This is a genomic window from Sphingomonas aliaeris (assembly GCF_016743815.1).
Lineage (GTDB): Bacteria > Pseudomonadota > Alphaproteobacteria > Sphingomonadales > Sphingomonadaceae > Sphingomonas > Sphingomonas aliaeris.
Genome location: NZ_CP061035.1, coordinates 3,137,259 through 3,157,179, shown reverse-complemented (window position 1 = coordinate 3,157,179; position 19,921 = coordinate 3,137,259). Strand labels below are relative to the sequence as shown.

Annotated in this window: 22 protein-coding genes; 15 read left to right on the top strand and 7 right to left on the bottom strand. The window is 63.7% G+C overall.

Annotation, left to right across the window (positions count from 1 at the left end):
- Positions 1-74 precede the first annotated feature (74 nt).
- Positions 75-827 carry a Crp/Fnr family transcriptional regulator gene (locus tag H5J25_RS14935; RefSeq protein WP_225883153.1) on the top strand — a complete coding sequence of 251 codons (753 nt, stop codon included), beginning with the start codon at positions 75-77 and terminating at the stop codon, positions 825-827.
- Positions 828-838: 11 nt separating this feature from the next.
- On the opposite strand, the gene H5J25_RS14930 is transcribed toward H5J25_RS14935, so the two are convergent.
- The 4 genes from H5J25_RS14930 to H5J25_RS14915 form a co-directional block, all read right to left on the bottom strand.
- The gene (locus tag H5J25_RS14930; protein WP_202092309.1) at positions 839-1,693 is read right to left on the bottom strand and encodes an MBL fold metallo-hydrolase; all 855 of its coding nucleotides are present in this window, start codon (positions 1,691-1,693) and stop codon (positions 839-841) included.
- Between the two features lie 72 nt (positions 1,694-1,765).
- Positions 1,766-2,314: a DUF4142 domain-containing protein gene (locus H5J25_RS14925; RefSeq protein ID WP_202092307.1), complete on the bottom strand. Its 549-nt coding sequence runs from the start codon at positions 2,312-2,314 to the stop codon at positions 1,766-1,768.
- 30 nt (positions 2,315-2,344) lie between these two features.
- Complete coding sequence (locus H5J25_RS14920; RefSeq protein WP_202092305.1) at positions 2,345-3,232, bottom strand: manganese catalase family protein; 888 nt, start codon at positions 3,230-3,232, stop codon at positions 2,345-2,347.
- Between the two features lie 128 nt (positions 3,233-3,360).
- Positions 3,361-3,960: a cysteine hydrolase family protein gene (locus H5J25_RS14915; RefSeq protein ID WP_225883152.1), complete on the bottom strand. Its 600-nt coding sequence runs from the start codon at positions 3,958-3,960 to the stop codon at positions 3,361-3,363.
- Between the two features lie 455 nt (positions 3,961-4,415).
- On the opposite strand from H5J25_RS14915, the gene H5J25_RS14910 reads away from it, so the two are divergent.
- The 7 genes from H5J25_RS14910 to H5J25_RS14880 all read left to right on the top strand — a co-directional run bounded on the left by H5J25_RS14910 (position 4,416) and on the right by H5J25_RS14880 (position 11,483).
- The gene (locus H5J25_RS14910) at positions 4,416-5,594 is read left to right on the top strand and encodes a helix-turn-helix transcriptional regulator (protein WP_202092304.1); all 1,179 of its coding nucleotides are present in this window, start codon (positions 4,416-4,418) and stop codon (positions 5,592-5,594) included.
- Positions 5,595-5,750: 156 nt separating this feature from the next.
- Entirely contained in the window at positions 5,751-7,493 is a 1,743-nt protein-coding gene (locus H5J25_RS20820; RefSeq protein WP_225883151.1) for a beta strand repeat-containing protein, read from the top strand.
- 77 nt (positions 7,494-7,570) lie between these two features.
- Complete coding sequence (locus tag H5J25_RS14900) at positions 7,571-7,969, top strand: hypothetical protein (RefSeq protein ID WP_202092302.1); 399 nt, start codon at positions 7,571-7,573, stop codon at positions 7,967-7,969.
- Complete coding sequence (locus H5J25_RS14895; protein WP_202092300.1) at positions 7,966-8,667, top strand: C39 family peptidase; 702 nt, start codon at positions 7,966-7,968, stop codon at positions 8,665-8,667. The genes H5J25_RS14900 and H5J25_RS14895 overlap by 4 nt, the downstream gene beginning before the upstream one ends.
- A complete protein-coding gene (locus tag H5J25_RS14890; RefSeq protein ID WP_202092291.1) occupies positions 8,664-9,356 on the top strand; it encodes a hypothetical protein in 693 nt (230 codons plus the stop codon). Before H5J25_RS14895 ends, H5J25_RS14890 begins: the two co-directional genes overlap by 4 nt.
- Before the next feature lie 19 nt (positions 9,357-9,375).
- Positions 9,376-10,749 carry a transporter gene (locus tag H5J25_RS14885; protein ID WP_202092289.1) on the top strand — a complete coding sequence of 458 codons (1,374 nt, stop codon included), beginning with the start codon at positions 9,376-9,378 and terminating at the stop codon, positions 10,747-10,749.
- Positions 10,750-10,991: 242 nt separating this feature from the next.
- The gene (locus H5J25_RS14880) at positions 10,992-11,483 is read left to right on the top strand and encodes a PEPxxWA-CTERM sorting domain-containing protein (RefSeq protein WP_225883149.1); all 492 of its coding nucleotides are present in this window, start codon (positions 10,992-10,994) and stop codon (positions 11,481-11,483) included.
- 82 nt (positions 11,484-11,565) lie between these two features.
- Here H5J25_RS14880 and H5J25_RS14875 read toward each other — a convergent pair whose 3' ends face one another.
- The 3 genes from H5J25_RS14875 to H5J25_RS14865 are packed head-to-tail and all read right to left on the bottom strand — an operon-like array spanning position 11,566 to position 13,203.
- Positions 11,566-12,207, bottom strand: coding sequence for an ATP-binding protein (locus tag H5J25_RS14875; protein ID WP_202092285.1), 642 nt, complete (start codon positions 12,205-12,207; stop codon positions 11,566-11,568).
- Positions 12,204-13,043: a Crp/Fnr family transcriptional regulator gene (locus H5J25_RS14870; protein WP_202092284.1), complete on the bottom strand. Its 840-nt coding sequence runs from the start codon at positions 13,041-13,043 to the stop codon at positions 12,204-12,206. Before H5J25_RS14870 ends, H5J25_RS14875 begins: the two co-directional genes overlap by 4 nt.
- Positions 13,036-13,203 carry a hypothetical protein gene (locus H5J25_RS14865; protein ID WP_202092282.1) on the bottom strand — a complete coding sequence of 56 codons (168 nt, stop codon included), beginning with the start codon at positions 13,201-13,203 and terminating at the stop codon, positions 13,036-13,038. The genes H5J25_RS14870 and H5J25_RS14865 overlap by 8 nt, the downstream gene beginning before the upstream one ends.
- 365 nt (positions 13,204-13,568) lie before the next feature.
- Here H5J25_RS14865 and H5J25_RS14860 point away from each other — a divergent pair, with 365 nt between their 5' ends.
- From H5J25_RS14860 to H5J25_RS14830, 7 genes are all read left to right on the top strand, one after another.
- A complete protein-coding gene (locus H5J25_RS14860) occupies positions 13,569-14,306 on the top strand; it encodes a Crp/Fnr family transcriptional regulator (protein ID WP_202092280.1) in 738 nt (245 codons plus the stop codon).
- A 149-nt stretch (positions 14,307-14,455) separates the two neighbouring features.
- The gene (locus tag H5J25_RS14855; protein ID WP_202092278.1) at positions 14,456-15,322 is read left to right on the top strand and encodes an SDR family oxidoreductase; all 867 of its coding nucleotides are present in this window, start codon (positions 14,456-14,458) and stop codon (positions 15,320-15,322) included.
- A gap of 27 nt (positions 15,323-15,349) precedes the next feature.
- A complete protein-coding gene (locus H5J25_RS14850) occupies positions 15,350-16,087 on the top strand; it encodes an SDR family oxidoreductase (RefSeq protein WP_202096403.1) in 738 nt (245 codons plus the stop codon).
- 2 nt (positions 16,088-16,089) lie between these two features.
- Positions 16,090-17,145 carry a zinc-dependent alcohol dehydrogenase gene (locus tag H5J25_RS14845; protein ID WP_202092276.1) on the top strand — a complete coding sequence of 352 codons (1,056 nt, stop codon included), beginning with the start codon at positions 16,090-16,092 and terminating at the stop codon, positions 17,143-17,145.
- Positions 17,142-17,861 (top strand): lactonase family protein, encoded by a 720-nt coding sequence (locus H5J25_RS14840; RefSeq protein WP_202092274.1) that lies wholly within the window; start codon positions 17,142-17,144, stop codon positions 17,859-17,861. Before H5J25_RS14845 ends, H5J25_RS14840 begins: the two co-directional genes overlap by 4 nt.
- 16 nt (positions 17,862-17,877) lie before the next feature.
- Positions 17,878-18,129: a beta-propeller fold lactonase family protein gene (locus tag H5J25_RS21210; protein ID WP_404829620.1), complete on the top strand. Its 252-nt coding sequence runs from the start codon at positions 17,878-17,880 to the stop codon at positions 18,127-18,129.
- 151 nt (positions 18,130-18,280) lie between these two features.
- Positions 18,281-19,846, top strand: a complete 1,566-nt coding sequence (locus H5J25_RS14830; RefSeq protein WP_202092272.1) for an MFS transporter — start codon at positions 18,281-18,283, stop codon at positions 19,844-19,846.
- Positions 19,847-19,921: the final 75 nt, after the last annotated feature.

The window sequence follows — 19,921 nt, the reverse complement described above, 5'->3', positions numbered from 1 at the left end:
AACGATCCTTTAAATCAAATGTCTCCGCATCTTACGGAGGTGTGTTTTGCGTATCCCTCGTTCCGGAGAACTTCATGATGCGCAACGTATCGGCATTGCATTTGCTGGTGAGGAAACTCGAAAAGCATGTCGCGCTCGAAGAAAAGGATCGTCGCCTGATCCTGGATCTGCCGCATGTGATCCAGCCGTTCCGAACCTTCGACTATATCATCCGCGAAGGCGAGACGCCGGGCGCGTGCCCCGTCCTGATCTCCGGTTTCGCATTCCGGCAGAAGCTGGTCGAGAGCGGCGGGCGACAGATCATCTCGATCCAGATCCCCGGCGATGCGCTCGATCTGCAACAGCTTTTCCTCGATTATGCCGACCATAATGTTCAGGCATTGACCGATGCGAGTATCGCGATGGTCCCGCGCCTCGCGCTGCGCGAACTGGCGATGCAACGTCCGCGGATCGCCCATGCCTTTGCCGTCAACAATCAGGTCGATGCCTCGATCACGCGCGAATGGTTGTTGAACGTTGGACGCCGCGACGCGCGCACACGGATCGCGCACCTGCTGTGCGAAGTCGCCGTCCGTCTGGAACGGCAGGAACTGGTCGGCGATTATGGCTATGAACTGCCCATGTCGCAGGAACAGATCGGCGATGCGACCGGGCTGACCTCCGTCCACGTCAACCGCATGCTGCGCGAGCTGGAGAATGACGGGCTGATCACGCGCAACAGCCGCACGATCCGCTTCCCCAACTGGCCGGTGCTGAAGCAGGTTGCCGACTTCAACCCACTGTATCTGCATGTCGGGCAGCAATCGGCGGTCAGCATCCCCGCCTGATCCGCCCGGCGCTACAGCGGCTGCCCCGCCTGGCATTGTTCCAGTTCGACCGGGTCGTGCGTACAGGTCACCGTGACCTCGCCCCGGCGATAGATCGACAGATCGCGCAACCGCTGCTGATTGCTCATCCGCGCGGTCGCATCCACTTCCATCAGCCGCTGATAGGCGCGCAATCCCGGCGTGCATTCGCGGCGCGCCTGGCGCATCTCCCTGCGGTAGAAATAGGCGTCGCCGGCATGCAGCAGCCAGCGCCCGTCATCGTATCGCACCGCGACCCCGGCATGGCCCCAGGTATGGCCCGGTAACGGCACCATCAGGATTTCGGGCGGCAAGCCGGTCAGGTCGCGCACCGCATCGAAACCGAACCACGGTTCGCCCCGCGCGCCATAGCATTGCCAGTTCTGTACGTCGTCCAGTTGCGACGGCCGCCAGCGATTGCGCGCGACCGTGCCCGCGCGCGGGCCGGTGGCGTCGTCATATTCGCGCTGCATGACGTGAACGGTCGCGTTCGGAAAATCCTCCAGCCCGCCCGCATGATCGAAATCCAGATGCGTGGCGATAATGTGCCGTACATCGTTCGAACTGTATCCCATCGCCTCGATCTGGCGGATCGCCGTGTCGCGTTCGTGCAGCCGGATGTTGAGCATCAGGCGCCATGGCACGCTGATGCGCGAGTGCGGCCGACGATGCGGATGCGCCACGTCGCGCAGGCCATATCCGGTATCGACCAAGACCAGTCCGTGCGCATCGGTTTCGATCAACAGGCAGTGCCCGACGATCTTGCCGAGCGGCCCCGTGCTGCGCCCGTCGAACAGGGCACCGCCCAGCGGGCAGTCCGTACCGCAATTCAGATGATGGATACGCATCGTGCGCTTTCGCCCTCCGCCACAGGAATTCGGGCCGCCCGGATGGACGGCCCGTAAACGCCGAACGGCGACTTACATTCCGCGATGCGCGGCGTGCGATCCGGATTGCATCCGCTCGGCATCGGTGAGGTGGCGGCGCACGATCGAAACCGCCTTCTTGGCAGAGGCGCGCAGTGCTGCCTGATCGCCGTTCGCGCCGTAGCTCTGGTGCAGGTCCAACGCGGCCTGGTGCGCCGGCACCTGCTGCGCCAGATACAGGCGATCGAAGTCGGCGGCGGATGCGTTCTGCAACTCGGTGATCGATGCCGTGGCACCCGGGTCTAGCGCGGGCGGCGCCGGCGACAGGTTCGCCTTCTGCGCCGCCGCCAGCGTCGCGGCGGTCGTTTTCTGGTGATGCTTGATCAACATGTCCGCATATTTGCGGATCGCGGGATCCTGCGACTTCTGTAACGCGATCTGGCTCGAATTGATCTCGTACAGGTCGCTTCGCCCGGCGGCCATTACGTACGGCATGGCCTGCGCCTTGGCTTCGGCCGGCGGGGGTGGGGGCGGGGTCTGCGCGCCCGCCGGAACGGCTGCGGCAAAGGCCAGTGTTAGTGACAGGGGGAACAGTTTCATCATGTCTCATTCTCCGTCGTCGATAGGGAAGGGCTACCGGCGGCAGGCCCGCCGGTAGCGATACGTGTCAGGCGATCTGCTGGTCCTGCGCGCCGCTGTAGGGCCGTGCCGGGCCGAGTACCGGTTCCTCGCCCAGCGGACGATTGGCGAAGATCGTGAACTCTCCGCGACCGTCCAGCGACGGACCGCTCGTCCAGCGTCCTTCGGGCACCGAACCGTCCACCGACGTGGCGTAGAAATTGTGATTGTTGTCCTGGTCTTCCATCGATTGCGGGAAGGAATTCGAATCGGCAGATTGCCCGCCTCCGCGCCCAGTTCCTCGATCACGGCCAGCCATTGCTGCTGGTGCATCGTGTCGCGCGCGATCATGTAATGCAGCATCTTCTTCATACCGTCATCCTCCGCCGCGTTGAACAGACGCACGGCGAGCACGCGGCCGGTGCTTTCGGCGGCCACGTTGCAATACATGTCCGCCGCCACGTTCCCGCTGGCGTAGATATGGCTCATGTTGAACGGCACGCCGTCCGAATCCATCGGCATCGCAGCCAACCCGCTGGACAGCAGGTTCTTGTGGATCATCCCTTCGATCGCGTGCTTGGCGTTGCCGCCACCCATCACGGCACCGACGATCCCGTCCGCCGCGCCATCTTCCTGCAGGGATGCGGGCGCCTTTTCCAGGTTCAGCGCCACCGCCGTCGCGAGCATCTCGATATGGCCGATCTCCTCGGTCGCAGTATGCAACAGCATGTCGCGATACTTGGTCGTCGGCGCGCGGTTGCCCCATGCCTGGAAGAAATACTGCATGCAGACGCGGATTTCGCCTTCGACGCCGCCGATCGCCTGCTGCAACATGCGCGCGAATTGCGGGTTCGGCTTATCGACCGTGACGGGATATTGCAGCCGCTTGTCATGATAATACATCGTCGTCCTTTCGCTGACGGGCGATCAGCCACCCATGCCGCGCTCAACGAACGACCGGTGCTTAGGTTGTTGATGAAATTACAGAATTGGCAAATTTCCCAGTGACTTAGGTTAAGTTCTAACCTGGTTTAGGGCTGCTCGGACCGCGCGATCCAGTCGGCCAGCGACAGGTCGGTCGTGGCGCGCGTCTCGGCGTGCATGCTTTGCTCCATGATCTCCAGCGCCCAGCGGGTGCGCTGTCGGTCGGACCCCGCGACCGTGTCCGATGGCACCCAAAGATCATATTCGCGCATGTGCGCATCTGCCGCGGTGAACAATACGCAGATATCGGCCGACACGCCGGTCAGGATCAATCGCGTCGCGCTCAGCTTGGGCAGCAGAACGGGCAGGTTGGTCGAATAGAAGCCGGAGAATTGCGGCTTGATGACGAAGAAGTCGTCCTTGCGGGGTTCGATCCGGCGGACGAGGTCGCGCCCGCTCCCGCCTTCGCGCATCGCATGTTCGATCAGGCGCGACCGTTCCGAATGCCATTGTCCGCGATTGTCGTTGACGTAGACCACGGGCACGCCCGCTGCATCCGCCTCGCCCCGCAACCACGCGATCCGGTCCGCGGCATGATGCGCCGCCTCGCGCATTTCCTCCGCCCCGTCGAACTCCAGATCGGTGATCATGTCGATGATCAGCAATGCCGTGCCGCCAGGGGCGGGTCCGTCGATTCCTGTGCCCACGTCGTCCTGCCTGTGTCTGGGGATGCAGCGTAGCGGGCGACATGAGGCGGTGAACTAAAATGGATCAGCGCAGCGACGCGGACACCAAAAGATGCGACTGATCGAAGTTAGTGTTTCACGCTGATAATTAAATCTACAGGTAGCAACATAGGTCAGTAGCGAATCATGGTAAATTCGTTATAATCGGGCGACGTAATGCAGGCTGCTGCCAAGCAAGGGTTCGCAAAAGACCTACCGAAAATCTCAGGGAACCGAATTGAAAGGTAATACTTTAGTTCGGCAAAATCGATGGCCGATAATCGATAGTTCCTGGAGCTAGAAAGAGGGGATTTCGTCTTGCGATCCAGTCACCAGCCGAGCGGCGTAGAATCGTCGCTTTCACCGGCCTTTGCGATCCCTGCGCGCCCGTCGGGGGCCGGTCGCCTGTGTAGAAACGCATTCGACGATCCGGCGTGATGGCGCTCGACATGATCGACAGTGCAGCAGAACCCGTGTTCGTACATCTGGATCGCGACGTATCCGGGTTCATCGACGACGTGGTGTCCGTCACCGTTCAGGACCCGATCCAGGTCGCGACGCTCGACAACGACTGTTACGCCCCGCTGGCCAACGTCGCGCGTGAGATCGGGCGCGAATTGCAGGGCGACGGGATGCTGATCGGCTGGCATGCCGGCGGCGGCGATCCGATATACCTGTTCGCCGATGTCGCGCCGGGCGCCGGTCCGCAGGCGGAACGCGAGATGGCGTCTATGGCGGCGTCCGCGGGCACAATGCGCACGTTCGACGCGCGCTCCGAGTGGCGCCAGATCGGGGGCAGTGCGTCGGACGGGCTGCTCACCACGACGATCCCGGCGGATGGCGGCGTCGTCACCGTCACCACCTTGTTCAAGCGGATTGGTCAATCGACCCGCAAGCGCGCGAGCGAGGCGTCGGCGCGGCTCCTGCCACTCGTGCAGCCCTTCTTCCGCATCTGGGCCTCGCGACTGCGTTCGGCGACGCAGCTGCGCGCGCTGACCGCCGCGATCGATCGCAGCGACGTCGGCGTCCTGCTCGTCGATGCGAGCGGCCAGCTGACCTTCGCGAACGAGACGGCGGAGGCGCTGATCGCGCGCAATGACGGCCTGCGCCGGCTCGGCGGAATGCTCGCCGCGTCGCACCTGTCCGACACGCTCAGCCTGCAGACGTCGATCCAGCACGTCCTCGCATCGGGCGCCGACGAGTCGAAAGCCAACACCACACCAGCGCCGGTCGTCGCCCTGCGACGCAGTTGCGGACGACCGTTGATGGCCACCATCGTGCCGGTCCGCACGGTGGCGCAACCGGCCTGCGACGCCGCCGCGATCATCTACGTCTTCGATCCCGGCCGGACGATGGGCGCGCTGCTCGAACCGGTGTGCAAGTTCTTCGGCCTGTCGCGCGTCGAGACCCAACTCGCCTGCCTGATCGGGGACGGGATGGTCCTGTCCGATGCAGCCAAGGCGATGCGCGTCCGCGAACTGACGGCACGGTCGTACCTCAAGCAGATATTCCTGAAGACCGGCACGAAACGGCAGGCCGAACTGGTCGGGCTGCTGCTGAAAAGCGCCGTCCGCACGCACCGCATCGATGGAAAAGCGACCGCTACCCCCAATTGAGGGGTGCGATTCAGCCCGTGTCGGGGGCGGTCTATTCTTAACGAAGCATTAATGAAGTCCCCGTGCCGATCCCGGCGCCGCACCGCTCACCCCGATGGTCAGTCCGACCCGACGGAAGCGCGAGGCGAAGTTGATCAGAAAGAGGAAGCTGGACTCATGAAAACCAAATACTTCACCTGTTGTTCGTTTGCCGCGCTGATGATCGGTGCGCCCGCAGTCGCGCAGGACATGACCCCGACCGCCACGGACAGCTCGCTCGCTGTCGTCTACAGCGCGCCGGATATCTCGACGATCCAGACGGATAGCTCGGGCAGCAACAATGTCGGCGACATCGGCGTGACCGACAGCGGCAATACTGCAACTTCGAACACCAGCACGACCAGCACCGATTCGTCGGGCAGCAACAACGGTGGCAATACGGCCAACACCGACAATTCCAACAACTCGACCAACGGCAGCCTCAACGGCGGCAACACGTCGACGGCGGACAGCGGCAACACGGCGACGTCCACCAACACCGACAATTCGGGCAGCAACAACGGCGGTAACACCTCCACGGCAGACAGCGGCAACACCGCCAACACCGACAATTCGAACAATTCCGTGAACGACAGCCTGAACGGCGGCAACACGTCGACCAGCGACAGCGGCAACACCGCCACGACGACCAACACCAACACGGACAATTCCAACGACGCCGCGGCATCGGGTGGGACGTCGGGTGCGAATAACGGCGGCACCGCAGTCGGCGACATCAGCGTCGCGGATACCGGCAATACCGCCACGACGACCAACACCAGCACCGACAATTCGACCGACACGTCGGCCGGCACCTCGGCAGCGAATGGCGGCACCGCGATCGGTGACATCAGCGTGGCCGATACCGGCAACACGTCGACCAACACCAGCACGGACAATTCGACCGATACGTCGGCCGGCACGTCGGCTGCGAACGGCGGCACGGCGATCGGCGATATCAGCGTGGCAGACACGGGCAACACCGCCACGTCGACCACGACGAACACCGACAATTCGACCAACACGTCCGCATCGGCCGGCAACTCTGCTGCCAACAATGGCGGCACCGCGGTCGGCGACATCAGCGTCGCGGACACCGGCAACACCGACAATTCGACCAATACGTCGGCATCGTCGGGCACGTCCGCTGCCAACAATGGCGGTACGGCGGTCGGTGACATCAGCGTCGCGGACACCGGCAACACGTCGGACAGCTCCACCAACGGCAGCTTCAACGACAGTTCGGACAATAGCAGCGCCACCGGTGCGCAGGTCGCGGCGAACAACGGCGGTTCGGCGACGGACAGCCGCAACAGCTCGACCAACGGCAGCTATAACGACAGCTCCGATAACTCGACCAGCGACAGCTCCGACAATTCGATCAGCGGCAGCTACAACGACAATTCGGACAATCGCGATCAATCCGACAATCGCGACCAGTCCGATAACAGCGACAATAGCGACAACTCGACCAGTGTCGCCAACAGCAACAACGACAATTCGGATCGCTCGGCGAACGGCAGCTACAATAGCGACAGCTCGTCCGACGACTCGGTTCGTGTCCGCGACAGCTATAACGACACGTCCGACCGGTCGGTAACGGACAACTCGACGGCGACCGGCGCTGCTCGTTCGAACAGCGTCTTCGGCGACGGCGCGATCGTCGCCAGCTCCACGCTGTCCAGCTATGTAACCGGCGTCAGCGTCACGTTCAACGGGTCGGACGGCAACGGCACCACCACGGACAACAGCCTGACCAACGGCGGCAGTTCGTTCCAGAACTTCGCCGGCATGCAGGCGCTCAACCAGAACACCGGTGCCGGTGCGTCGCAGAACGCCAGCGTCAGCGTGGCGGCTTCGACCGGAGACCTGAACTTCTAAGAGCACCCCCTCCTGGCCGGTGGCGTCCCCCAAGTCCCGCCACCGGCCCTTTTTTCCCTGTTTCAATGAGGTTCGAGATGTTCCGTGTTCCTCGTCCCGCGCTCCCCCTGCTGTCCGGCCTGATCGCTGCCGCGTTCCCGCTGACGGCCTTTGGCCAGGTCGTGCAAACGGACCCGGCTACCTCTCTTGCGCCGCCCCCTCTTGCGGCCACGCCGTTCGCGTCCGCGCCGCTCGATGACAGTACGCTCGGCGCAGCCGCCGGTCGCGAGGATACGCAACAAGCAGCGACCGCGACCCAGGTCGCCGGCGTTTCGCAGAACAGCGTCGGGGACAATGTCCGCACCGGCGATGCCAGCATCTCCGACAATGCGTTCCAGAACCTGTCCGGCCTCTCGATCCTGAACGTCAACACCGGCAACAACGTCGCGATCAACGCCGCGATGAACGTCAACATCGCGATCCAGCCGATTCCGTGAAATCCGCCGTCGCCCTGTCTTTTTCGATCCTTCTTGCAGCGTGCGGCGCGGATGTTTCCGATCGCACGCATTTCGTCGCCAGCGTCGGCCCGGTCGGCGACTATCGCCTGCCCGTCTCCAGCGTCGTCGAACGGCGCTATGCCGGCGTGGTCCGGCAACGATACGATTTCAGCTGCGGCTCGGCGGCGCTCGCCACCCTGCTGCGCTACCATTACGGCTTCGACGTCCGCGAGGAGGTCGCCTTTCGCGGCATGTGGGCGCGTGGCGACCAGCAACAGATCCGGCGCGTCGGCTTCTCGCTGCTCGACATGAAACGCTGGCTCGCCAGCCGCGGTTTGGCAGCGGACGGCTACAAGGTGTCGCTGGAAAAGGTCGCGCAGACCGGCGTTCCGGGCATCGCGCTGATCGCCGTGCGCAATTACCGCCACTTCGTCGTGGTGAAGGGGATCAGCAACGGAGAGGTGCTGATCGGCGATCCCTCCAGCGGCGTATCCGTCATGCCGGTCGCGCAGTTCGCGTCGGTGTGGAACGGCATCTACTTCGTGCTGTCCGCCGATCAGGCGCGCGCGAAATCGAACTTCAATCAGCCGGCGCAGTGGCAGTCCTTGACCCGGTCACCGATCGGCGGGCGCTTTTCCGATCCGCTGAGCCTGCAGGCGCTGTCGCTGACCGCACCGTTTTACGGGGATATCTCATGACCTTCGCCTTGCTCCTGCTGAGCCTGCAAGCGGTACCGCAGGCAGCGCCATTCGATGCGCCGGTCCTGTCGGACGAGATGCTCGCCGAACAGCGCGGCGGCTTCCGCTTGCCGAGCGGGATCGACGTCGCGATGACGGTGCAGACGCAGAGTGCGATCAACGGCGCGATCGTATTGCGCACCGTGTTCGAGGTCGATCGTGGCGCCCCCAATCTGACGATCTACGCGCCGCGGCAGGGTGAAACCGTCTCGTCCGGCGCGGCGCAGGGTGCGACGGCGACCGGCGGTTCCGCGCCCACGGTCACTTACGACAATCGCAACATGCTGGAAGTCCGGCCGGGCTATACGCCGACGCTGACCGTCGCATCGGGTGATTCCGGCACGTCGGGCGCATTGCCCGCCGGGCTCGCGCAGGTCGCATCGGGCGCGACGACGGATGCCGGGCTGGTGACGGAGGGCGCGCATGGCGGCGTCCGGACGATCGAACTGCGTGGTGCCGATCTCAGCATCACGCACATTGCGGGCGACGCATTCGGGTCGGCGATCGCGAATTCGGGCAGCGATCGTCAAATCGATACGCAGACGTCGGTCTCGATCAATCTCGCCAATGCAGGGCCGGATGTCCTGGGATCGGCCATGTTCCGGGTCGAGGACGTCGCGCTTCAGGCGGTGGCGATGCGTGGTCAATAACGATGTGGAAGGGGGCTGAATGACGCGTTGGATGATGCTCGGATCGGCGGCGGCAACGATCGTCGCGGTACCGGCGGGTGCGCAGCAAGCGGGCACGCAACAGGTGCGGCCGAGCCCGGCCAGACCGGGCAAGCCGCTGACGATCCGTCAGCAATTGGATCAGGCGATGACTATGCTTGCCGCGCAACAGCGCCAGATCGATCAACAGGCAAGTGAACTCGCTGCCTTGCGTCGCCGGATGGAAGGCGTGGACGTGATGCAGGCACAGGCGCTGCCCAAACTGCCGGTCGGGCAATCCCCGCCGGCGCCCGCGATCGCGGCGGCGCAGGGGGCGGCGCCCGGGGCGGGCGATCCGGGCAGCGCGCTGCAATCGGTGCCGGCTCCGCTCGAACGCGTAGGGCAGGCACCGGCCGACGAGGACCGACCGATCGCGCTGGCGGTGCTGGACAATCAGGCGAGCGTCGTCACCCGGCGTGGTGCGCTCACCGCCGAATTCCAGGCCGATTATGCGCGGGCGGATCGCAGCCGCGCGATATTTCGCGGCATCGAACTGGTCGAGGCGGTACTGGTTGGCGTGTTCGACATCAACGAAAGCCGGCAGGACGTCGTCTCCGCATCGGCGGCGCTCCGCTACGGCCTGACCAACCGGCTGGAAATCGGCGGGCGTGTCCCCTTCGTCCACCGCTCCGACAGTTCGATCGTCGCCCCCGTCACGGGCAGCACGAACAACGATGCCGCCGCCACGACCGACAATTCGGTCAAGGGCACCGGCCTTGGCGATATCGAGGTCACGGCGCGATATCAGTTCCTCGACGGGAAAAACGGCTGGCCATATCTGATCGCGAACCTTCAGGGTGTCATCCCGACCGGCTCGGACCCGTTCAGCATCCGGCGCGACGGGCTCGGGCGGCTGACGCGCGCGGCGACCGGTGCCGGCTTCTGGGGCATTTCGCCCAGCGTCACCGCGATCCTGCCAAGCGATCCGGTCGTCCTGTTCGGTACGCTCGGCTACACGTTCAATCTCGGCAAATCGGTCGATACCCGCATCCCGCCGGTCATCATTCGCTATGTCGATCCGGGCGACGCCATCTCGGCCAGCGCAGGCATCGGCGTGTCCTTCAACCAGCGGACCACACTGAACCTGGGATACGCGCATACCTGGGCATTCGGCACGCGGACCGAAACGATGTTGATGGCGCCCACCGCGGCCTGGCCGGGATCGCGGGCCACGACATCGCGCGACTTGCAGATCGGACGGTTCCTGTTCGGCGTCACGTACCGGATGAGCGACCGAAAGAGCCTCAACTGGTCGGTCGAGGTCGGTGCGACTCAGGACGCGACCAACCTGCGCACCGTATTACGTATTCCCATTTCGCTTCTTACCGGGAGATAATAATAAGCTAAGACAAAGCTAAATTAATGTATCTTGATTTAGGTATTTTGATGATTTCCAAATCAATATTATTTTGATGGACATAAGGTCGCATGTTTATCAATTAAGTATTGAAAGGGAGTATCATGAGAAAAATATTATTAGCCGGTGTCGTCAGCGCGTGCTTCGCTACGAATGCTCAGGCCGCCGATTTGGTCAGTGCTGCCGTAACCGGACCAAGCGGAACGGTCTGGAACACCACTGTGGATGACTTTTACACATTGTTCATGCAACGCCCGCTGAACAATCTGTTGAACGAGACGGATAACTTTGCTCCGTCACCAACGACGCTTGGCCAGAACGATTATGCCATCAACGGCGAGGGCTTTCCCGTTGGTACCCAGGACAATTCGGACGGGTTCTACACGCTCACGCTGACATTCGGCGATGGCGCAGTGATCACCGGTGACTATGTCGGCAGTACCTTCACCGCCGGGTCGAGCACGACGGTCGGTAATACCACCTACGCGATGACGGGGTTCGGCTGGGACCGCAGCCCTGCCAACAATGTCGGGCGGTATTCTTTGGTCACGGCCGGCAGTGACGAGAACGATTATACCGGCCAGTTCTCCTTCTCGCAGCAGGTGGCGGCCGTTCCGGAATCCGCGACCTGGGGCATGATGATCCTGGGGTTCGGGATGATCGGCGGTGCAGCGCGGCGGCGTCGGCACGTGGCGCGGCTCAGCTATTCCTGATCCGTGGGAGGATATTGGCGATCGGAAAAGCCGCGGCCCGAAAGGTTCGCGGCTTTTTCGTATCCGACGATGTGAGGTAAGTTCAGCCTTGCGCGACTGGCACCCGGATCTCGAAGATCTTCGCACCCGGCGGGGGTGAAATGAACAGCCCGCCGGTCGACGCGACCAGCCGCTTGACCAATCCGAGGCCGAGCCCGCCGCTCTTTCCCGTGGGTTCGGGGAAGGGCAGGCCGTCATCGTCGACCAGGATGACGATGCTGCTCTCGTCGCGATCATAGGCCTTGATCATGATGTGGCCCGACCGCCCTTCGCGAAATGCATGCTTGATCGCGTTGGTGGCGAGTTCGTTGACGACCAGGGCGATCGTCGTGATCTGCGCCGGGGACAGCCGCTCGCCTTCCGTCGCGAGTTCCAGCGACACCAGGATCGCTCGCGGCTCGCAATGCGCGTGCAGCCCCTCGGTGATCTGGCGCAGCGCCGCGCCGAGGCTCGGGGCGGCGTGATGGTTGAGCGCCGCGCGCGACCGCGCGAGGACGCTGACGCGCTCCATCGCGTCGTTCAGCGCCCGCCGCGCCTCCTCGCTCGTCGCGCGCATGCTTTGCAGCGACAACAGGCTGACGACCAGTTGCAGGTCGTTGCTGCACCGGTGATTCGTCTCGCGCAGCAACAGGTCGTTCGCGGCGCGCGCGCGACGGGACGGCGGCATGACGCCGTCCATCTTCATCGCGGGCCTTCGAACATATGCAGCGTCTCGCGCCGGTTGGCATCGCGCAGGTCGATCGTCGATCCGTTGCGCAATTCCTGCACGTGCAGATATCCCGGCTGGAATTCCCCCGCCCGGCGCAGCGCCACGATGTCGCACACCCCGATCGTCCCGCGCGTCGAGGACAGGAGGCCCTCCGTCCGCAACTGGCGGAAGCTGCGATTGACGTGCACCGGCGTCAGCCCAAGCACGTCGGCGATATGTTCCTGCGTCAGCGGCATGGCGAACGTTACCGGCCCTTCGCTCGCGACATGGCCCAGCCGCACCGCCAGTTCGCAGAGCAGATGCGCCAGCCGCTCGCGCGCCGACAGCCGCCCGAGGCACAAGGTCCGCCGCGACAGGATCGTGTTCTCCGACAAGCCGAGCCAGGTGAAGCATTGCATGATGCCCGGATAGTTGGCCGCAAGCGTCGCGACGCGTTCGCGCGGCACCGCCAGTACGCTGCCATGCGTCAGCATCCGCACGCCGACATCCAGTTGCCGGAACAGCAAGGCGTCGAGGTTGCAGATATCGCCCGGCAGCAGCAGCGCGGAAATCTGCCGCCGGCCGTCGCGCGTCGTGGTGTACTGGCACGCCCAGCCGTCTTCCAGGAAATAGACCGTGTCGACCGGGTCGCCCTCGCGGACCAGTTCCATCCCGATCCGCACCGGTCGCCGTGTCGCGGCGCAATCGCGCATCGCGGCACGCTCTTCGGGCGTCAGGAAAGGGAAGCTGGCCAGTCGCGTATCGGCCAGGCTGTTGGCCAGCCGGGGATCGGCGCGAAGCATCGCAATCGTGCGGACGGAACCGTTAGCCATGATCGGTCTGCTGCTGCGCCTCGGCCGCGCTCATCCGTTCGAGATAGGCATTGGCAAGGTGATAATGCGCCGCGACCACCTTGGGATGCGTGGCGTGGGCGGCCAGCTCGACCTCGGTTTCGGCGCGGTGCCGATAGTAGGATAGTTCCTGTTCCAACACTGACTGCTCCTATCGTTCAGAAACGGTACATGTCTGGTAATAGGGCATTTTTAACCGTTTTTCAGCGAAGGTCTGCTAACCTACCTTGGGATGATTCATAAATATCTTGATCCATCTTGTGGTCCGCCTCGAAAATCACAGCATGTCGGGCGTTTTGTTGCTTGAAGTGAGGGAAAGTTGTTCGGGAACTGATCCATGTTGTTACGATTGGATCGATCGACTCTTCCGGGTCTGCTTCCGGACACACATATATTGTGGACCGTCGGCTCGGGTTGCCTATTGAGTCGATATCGTTTGCTACGTCTCGATGGGCGCGAACGGCTGGAAGATGCGTCGTGCTTTCGCCCTGAGGAAAGGGCCAGACCGTGTCGACATCCGACGACTTCCGCTCCACCAACCTGCTGCTGAACGCACTCACCCCTGAGGATCGCGCGCTGCTCGCCCCGCATTTCACGCGGATCGAACTCGAGCGTAACCATGTCCTCGTCGAACCCGGCGAGCCAATCGAGCATATCTACTTTCCGGAAGGCGGCATCGCCTCCGTCATCTCGCAAATGGAGGATACCGCCGAAACCGAGCTCGGTATCTTCGGGTTCGAGGGCATGTCCGGCCTTGCCGCGATCCTCGGCGCAGAGACGACCGCCACCAAGACGTCGATGCAGGTCGACGGAACCACCGCGATGCGCATCGATACCGCCCGGCTGCGGGAGGCCATGTGGCAGAGCCGCCCGCTGATGGAACTCCTGCTCCGCTATGTGCAGACCGTGCTGATGCAGGTCTCGCATAGCGCGGTCAGCAACGCGCACCACCGCATGGAGTCGCGGCTCGCCCGCTGGCTGCTGATGTGCCACGACCGGGTCGACGGCAACGAGATCGCGCTGACGCATCGCTTCATGTCGATGATGATCACCGCGCAGCGATCAGGCGTCACGGTCACTTTGCATATCCTTGAGGGCGGCGGCGCGATCCGGTCGACGCGCGGTCTGGTCACGATCCTCGACCGCGAACGGCTGGAGGAGGTCGCGGGAGAGGCCTATGGCACGCCGGAGGCTGAATATCGCCGCTTTATCGGACCGTTCGGACGGTCGCCCACCCAGGTTTGAACCCGCCGCATTCCGTGATTAATGCATGTAAAACAGGCACTTCGGTGAACGCAATAAAGCCACGCTTCGTCGGTTGATCGATCTGGACGCCGGAACTTCGGCTCTCTCTCTCGCGTCCATCCCACGCAAACCGACCGAGCGAGATCATGATGAGCGACACCCCCGACGACCTTCAGCCGCCGCTTCCCGAACAGCAGCAGGACGTGCCGGGACACACCGAGGAAATGAATCCGCGCCCCGATCACGGCGAGGAAAGCTATCGCGGTTCCGGCCGGCTGGCGGACAAGGCCGTCGTCATCACCGGTGGTGACAGCGGCATCGGTCGCGCGGTGGCGATCGCATTCGCACGCGAAGGCGCGGATATCCTGATCTCATACCTGAACGAGGATGACGACGCGCAGGAAACGGCGCGCTGGATCGAGGAAGCTGGCCGCAAGGTCGTGCTGGTGCCCGGCGACATCAGCGATGCCGCGCATTGCCGCAGCATCGTCGCGCAGGCGGTGGAGGCGTTCGGTCGGATCGACATCCTCGTCAATAATGCCGCCCACCAGATGACGTTCGAGGCGATCGAGGACATTCCCGACGAGGAATGGGACAAGACCTTCGCGACCAACATCCACGCCATGTTCTATCTGTCCAAGGCGGCGGTTCCGCACATGGCGGAAGGCAGTTCGATCATAAACACCGCGTCCGTCAACGCCGACACGCCCAAACCGACGCTGTTGCCCTATGCGACGACGAAGGGCGCGATCCAGAACTTCACCGGCGGGCTCGCGCAACTGCTCGGCAAGCGCAACATCCGCGTCAATTGCGTCGCGCCCGGACCCGTCTGGACGCCGCTCATCCCCTCGACGATGCCGCCGGATCAGGTGAAGGAATTCGGCAAGGAGACACCGATGGGTCGCCCCGCCCAGCCGAGGGAACTCGCGCCCGCTTATGTGATGCTGGCGACCGACGAGGCGAGTTACATTTCCGGCGCGACGATCGCGGTCACCGGCGGCAAACCGATCATCTGACCATTCTTGCAGGCTTGGGGTATGACGATGGGCGATCATATCGATTTGAAAGACAAGCGCGTCCTGGTCACCGGCGGGACGACGGGCATCGGACGCGCGACCGTCAAGATGCTCGCCGGCATGGGCGCACACGTGCTGACGTTCGGGCGGCATCGGGAGGATCTTGACGACGCGATTTCGGAAGCGGGCGAGGGCGGCCGTGTCGAGGGCGTCGTCGCCGATGTGTCTGAACGGGAAGGGATCGATCGGATCTTCGCGGCGGTGGACGACCGGCTTGGCGGTATCGACATGCTCGTGTCGTGTGCGGCCTTGGGGGCGAAACCGGTGCATGAAATGGACGAGGACGACTGGCGCTATGTCGTCGAGACCAATCTCGTCGGATCGATCGCCTGCACGCGCGCGGCGGTGCTGCGGATGGACGCGCAGGGCGGGGGCCGCGTGCTGCTCGTCAGTTCGATCAGTCCGGAGATCAAGGCAGTCGGCGAAAGCGTCTATGCCGCGACCAAGGCGGGGATCAATGCGTTCGCCGAGACGCTGCGCAAGGAAATCGCCGACCGCAACATCACTATTACGGTGATCCAGCCCGGCTCCGTCTCGACCCCGATGCAGGAATGCAGCGACGAGGAAAAGGCGCAGGCGATTGCCGATCACGAAATGCTCTATGCGGACGATATCGCCGAAACGATCGTCTTTGCGCTCACCCGGCCGGAACGCGTCGATATCGTCAATCTGCGGATCGAACCGCGCGTGCAGAAGACGTCCTGACGATGAAGGCGGCGTTGAAGACGGCGGACGGGCGGTTCGAGATTGCGGAGGTCGAACGGCCGATCATCCCGTCGAGCGATTTCGTCCTCGCGCGCGTCGCCGTGGCGGGCATTTGCGGCACCGATCTCAGGCACTGGAAAAAGGCCGAGAAGGAACTGGAATGCCATATCGTCGGCCACGAACTGGCGGGCGAAGTGATCGAGGTGGGCGAAGCGGTCCATGATCTGAAACCCGGCGATCGGGTCGTGATCGAAACCGTAATGGGCGACGGGGTATGCGAATATTGCGCGATCCAGCGCTACAATATCTGCGAACATCTGTACGACGTGCGGACCAAATACGTGTCGCGTGCCTATGCCGAATATGTCTGCGGCCCGTCGCGCAAATTCTACAAATTGCCCGATCATGTCAGCTTCGAGGAAGCGGCGCTGATCGACACCTTCTCGGTCTGTCTGCATGCGCATCATCTCGGGCAGGTCGGCGTCAACCAGCGGGTCGCGATCATCGGTGCCGGGCCGATCGGGCTGGGCCAGTTGCAACTGGCCAAGCTTGCCGGGGCGGATGTCATCGTCGCGGATCCGGTTCGTACGTCGCTCGATCTGGCGACGAAACTGGGCGCGGATGCCGTCATCGATAACAGCGGGGAGGATTTCGCCGCGCGGGTGATGGCATTCACCGGCGGGCGCGGCGCGGATATTGTGTTCGAATGCGCCGGTGGTGAATCCATGCCACAGACGCTGCCCATGGCGACCCGCGCTGTCCGGCGCGGCGGCAAGATCGTCGTGGTCGGTGGTTTCGATGCGGGCGCGACCACGATCCCGCTCGAATGGCAGCGCCTCCAGATGTCGGAAATCCAGATCCTGTTGAGCGCCAGTTTCGCGTTCCACGACATCTATCCCGAACAGGGGATGGTGCTGGATCTGCTGGCGAAGGGCAAACTGGATGCCAGGACCATGATCACGCACCGCTTCGATCTCGACCGGATCAACGACGCGTTCGACACGGCGGATCGCAAGGAGGAAACCGGCGCCGTCTTCGTCGCGTTGAACATCACATGAGCCTGCGCGTCCTCCTCGGCACCTATGCCAATGCGGGTGGTGCAGGGCTCCGGACGCTGACGTTCGTGGATGGCACCTGGACTGCGGGCGATACCTTTCCGGATGCCCGCAACGCGTCGTTCGGAACGCGCTCGCAGCGGCACGATTTCTATTATTTCGTCGACGAACAGGCGGATGGTGCGCTCGGCGTCTATCGCGCAACGGACGGCGGGTGGCAGACCGTCGCCACCGTCCCGACCTGGGGTGCGGAGCCATGCTATGTCGCGCTGGATCCGCACGAACGCCTGCTCGCCGTCGCCAATTACGGCAGCGGCAGCGCGGCGGTTTTCCGGATCGATCCACAGTCCGGCGTGCCGACCGACCCGCCGATCGTGCTGGCGGATTCCGGGCATGGCCGGAACGGCGATCGCCAGGAGGGGCCGCACGTCCATTGCACATGTTTTTCACCGGACGGGCGGTGGCTCTATGTCGTCGATCTCGGCACGGACCAGATAACGTCGTACGAAGTGAGTACCGACGGTTCGCTTGGCGCGCGCGAAGTGGCGTATCGCGCGCCGGAAGGCTCCGGGCCGCGGCATCTGGTCTTCCATCCAACGCAACCGCTTGCGATTCTGCTGAGCGAACTCGCCAGTACGCTGACGATCCTGCGCGTCGAGGGCGGGACGCTGCGGCCGGTCGGAACGGTCTCGACATTGCCCCCCCGACTTTCACGGTGAAAGTCTTGGCGGGCATCTGTCGCTGAACGCCGCGGGCGACCGGGTCTATGTTACCAATCGCGGGCATGACAGCATTGCGACCTTCCGGTGGGATGGCGGCGAGACGCTTGGCCTGTTGCAGCATCTCCCGAGCGGCGGGGTCTCGCCGCGATCGGTCGTCCTGCTGGAGGCGGAGCGCCAGATGCTCGTCGCGCACGAACAGAGCGGCGACGTCACCGCCTTCGATGTGCTGCCGGGCGGCACGCTCGCGGGGCGGGGCGGGGGCTGACGCTGCCGGGCGCGGTCTTTCTGCTGGTCGCGGCGACGTAGCAGTCCGTCGCCCGGCTGCAAAAGTAACGGAACTCCCTGCGAACAAAGGGTTTTGCTGAACGAAACGGGCGTCGGCACGGGGCCGCGCCGGATCGGGTCCGGACGAACAGATGGTCGATGGCATCACTCCGCTGCGTCATCGCATCCTGCCGTCGCTGGCGCCGCAGGCTAAGGTTACCCCTGAGGAAACCGAAGCGGGCCTGAATCGCCTGATCTACGAAGCCGGCTATTCCAGCGCGACCGCCGCGCTCACCAGCGGCGTGATCCTCACCGCCTTCGCGCTGCACCTCGGCGCGTCCAATTTGATGATCGGTATATTGGCGAGCGCGCCTTTTCTCGGCCAGTTGCTGCAAGCCCCGGCGATCGTGCTGATCGAACGGTATCGACGGCGCAAGGCGATTGCGGTGCTCACCAGCGTGGTCGGACGCTCGATGCTCGCTCTGATGGCGCTGGCGGCCTTCCTGCCTGCGCCATTAGCGATCGGCGCGGTGTTGATCGCGCAGTTCGTGTTGTGCGGGTTGGGCGCGGTCGGCGCCTGTGCGTGGAATGCGTGGCTGCGCGACCTTGCACCACAGGAACGGCTGGGCTGGATCTTCTCGCGCCGCACGACCTATACGACCTCGGTCAGCCTGATCGCCGGGCTTGCCGCGGCCGTCCTGCTGGACGTGACGCAGGCCGGATCGAACGGCCGCGCGCTCGCTTATGCAGGGCTCTACGTCGCGGGCTGCGTGTCCGGCTTGATCAGCGCCTATGTCGTGGCGCGCATGCCCGAACCGCTGATGCCGCCGCCCTCCGCCGAGCCGATGGGGATGATCGAACTGCTCCGCGCGCCGCTGGCCGACCGGAACTTCCGGCATCTGGTGATCTTCCTGTCCAGCTGGCAATTCGCGGTCAATCTCGCCACGCCCTTCTTCACCGTCTTCATCGTCAGCCGCCTTGGCTTCGAGATGACCTTCGTCATGGTGCTCAGCATCGTCAGCCAGGTGACCAACCTGATCGCGGTCCGCTCCTGGGGCATGCTCAGCGACCGGTATGCGCACAAATCCGTCCTGTCGGTGGCGGCGCCGACCTATATCCTGTGCATCGTCGGCATGATTGGCGCGTCGCAACTCGGCCGCAGCACCGCCGGGATCGTCTATCTGCTCGCCCTCCACGCGCTGATGGGCGCCGCAGTGGCGGGCGTCACGCTGGCCACCGCGAACATCGCCCTGAAATTGAGCAGAAAGGGGGAAGCAACACCCTTTCTTGCGACCTCCGCGCTAACCAGTTCGATCTCCGCCGGAATCGCGCCCATCTTCGGTGGCCTCTTCGCCGACTTTTTCGCCAATCGCAGGTTCGAACTCCTCTTCCGCTGGACCAGCCCGAACGGAACGATCCTGCTCAGTCCGATCACTTTGTCGCACTGGGATTTCTACTTCCTCATCGCGGGGATCCTCGGCCTGTACGCGCTGCACCGCCTGTCCTTGGTGCAGGAGGAGGGCCAGATCGACCGGCGCGAGATGATGCAGCAGGTGATCGGCGAGACGCGGCGCGTCGTGCGCAACCTCGGCACCGTGGCCGGCCTGCGCGCGCTGACCGACATGCCGGGCGCCTTCCTCGACGATCGCCGCTTGCGCGGCCGGTTGCGGAGAATGCAGCGCCAGATGGAGAAGAACGCCGGGACACTTCCTGACTGATCCAGGTAAGTCGCTAATTAAACTCCGGAAAAATGCGGAACCCTGCGACCCGGCCGTGGTTGGGTTGGCGAACAG

Excerpts from the sequence above, each read along its gene's own strand:
- H5J25_RS14935 (WP_225883153.1), top strand. The coding sequence starts at position 75 with ATGATGCGCAACGTATCGGCATTGCATTTGCTGGTGAGGAAACTCGAA.
- H5J25_RS14930 (WP_202092309.1), bottom strand. The coding sequence starts at position 1,693 with ATGCGTATCCATCATCTGAATTGCGGTACGGACTGCCCGCTGGGCGGT.
- H5J25_RS14925 (WP_202092307.1), bottom strand. The coding sequence starts at position 2,314 with ATGATGAAACTGTTCCCCCTGTCACTAACACTGGCCTTTGCCGCAGCC.
- H5J25_RS14920 (WP_202092305.1), bottom strand. The coding sequence starts at position 3,232 with ATGTATTATCATGACAAGCGGCTGCAATATCCCGTCACGGTCGATAAG.
- H5J25_RS14910 (WP_202092304.1), top strand. The coding sequence starts at position 4,416 with ATGGCGCTCGACATGATCGACAGTGCAGCAGAACCCGTGTTCGTACAT.
- H5J25_RS20820 (WP_225883151.1), top strand. The coding sequence starts at position 5,751 with ATGAAAACCAAATACTTCACCTGTTGTTCGTTTGCCGCGCTGATGATC.
- H5J25_RS14900 (WP_202092302.1), top strand. The coding sequence starts at position 7,571 with ATGTTCCGTGTTCCTCGTCCCGCGCTCCCCCTGCTGTCCGGCCTGATC.
- H5J25_RS14890 (WP_202092291.1), top strand. The coding sequence starts at position 8,664 with ATGACCTTCGCCTTGCTCCTGCTGAGCCTGCAAGCGGTACCGCAGGCA.
- H5J25_RS14885 (WP_202092289.1), top strand. The coding sequence starts at position 9,376 with ATGACGCGTTGGATGATGCTCGGATCGGCGGCGGCAACGATCGTCGCG.
- H5J25_RS14875 (WP_202092285.1), bottom strand. The coding sequence starts at position 12,207 with ATGAAGATGGACGGCGTCATGCCGCCGTCCCGTCGCGCGCGCGCCGCG.
- H5J25_RS14870 (WP_202092284.1), bottom strand. The coding sequence starts at position 13,043 with ATGGCTAACGGTTCCGTCCGCACGATTGCGATGCTTCGCGCCGATCCC.
- H5J25_RS14855 (WP_202092278.1), top strand. The coding sequence starts at position 14,456 with ATGAGCGACACCCCCGACGACCTTCAGCCGCCGCTTCCCGAACAGCAG.
- H5J25_RS14850 (WP_202096403.1), top strand. The coding sequence starts at position 15,350 with ATGGGCGATCATATCGATTTGAAAGACAAGCGCGTCCTGGTCACCGGC.
- H5J25_RS14845 (WP_202092276.1), top strand. The coding sequence starts at position 16,090 with ATGAAGGCGGCGTTGAAGACGGCGGACGGGCGGTTCGAGATTGCGGAG.
- H5J25_RS14840 (WP_202092274.1), top strand. The coding sequence starts at position 17,142 with ATGAGCCTGCGCGTCCTCCTCGGCACCTATGCCAATGCGGGTGGTGCA.
- H5J25_RS14830 (WP_202092272.1), top strand. The coding sequence starts at position 18,281 with ATGGTCGATGGCATCACTCCGCTGCGTCATCGCATCCTGCCGTCGCTG.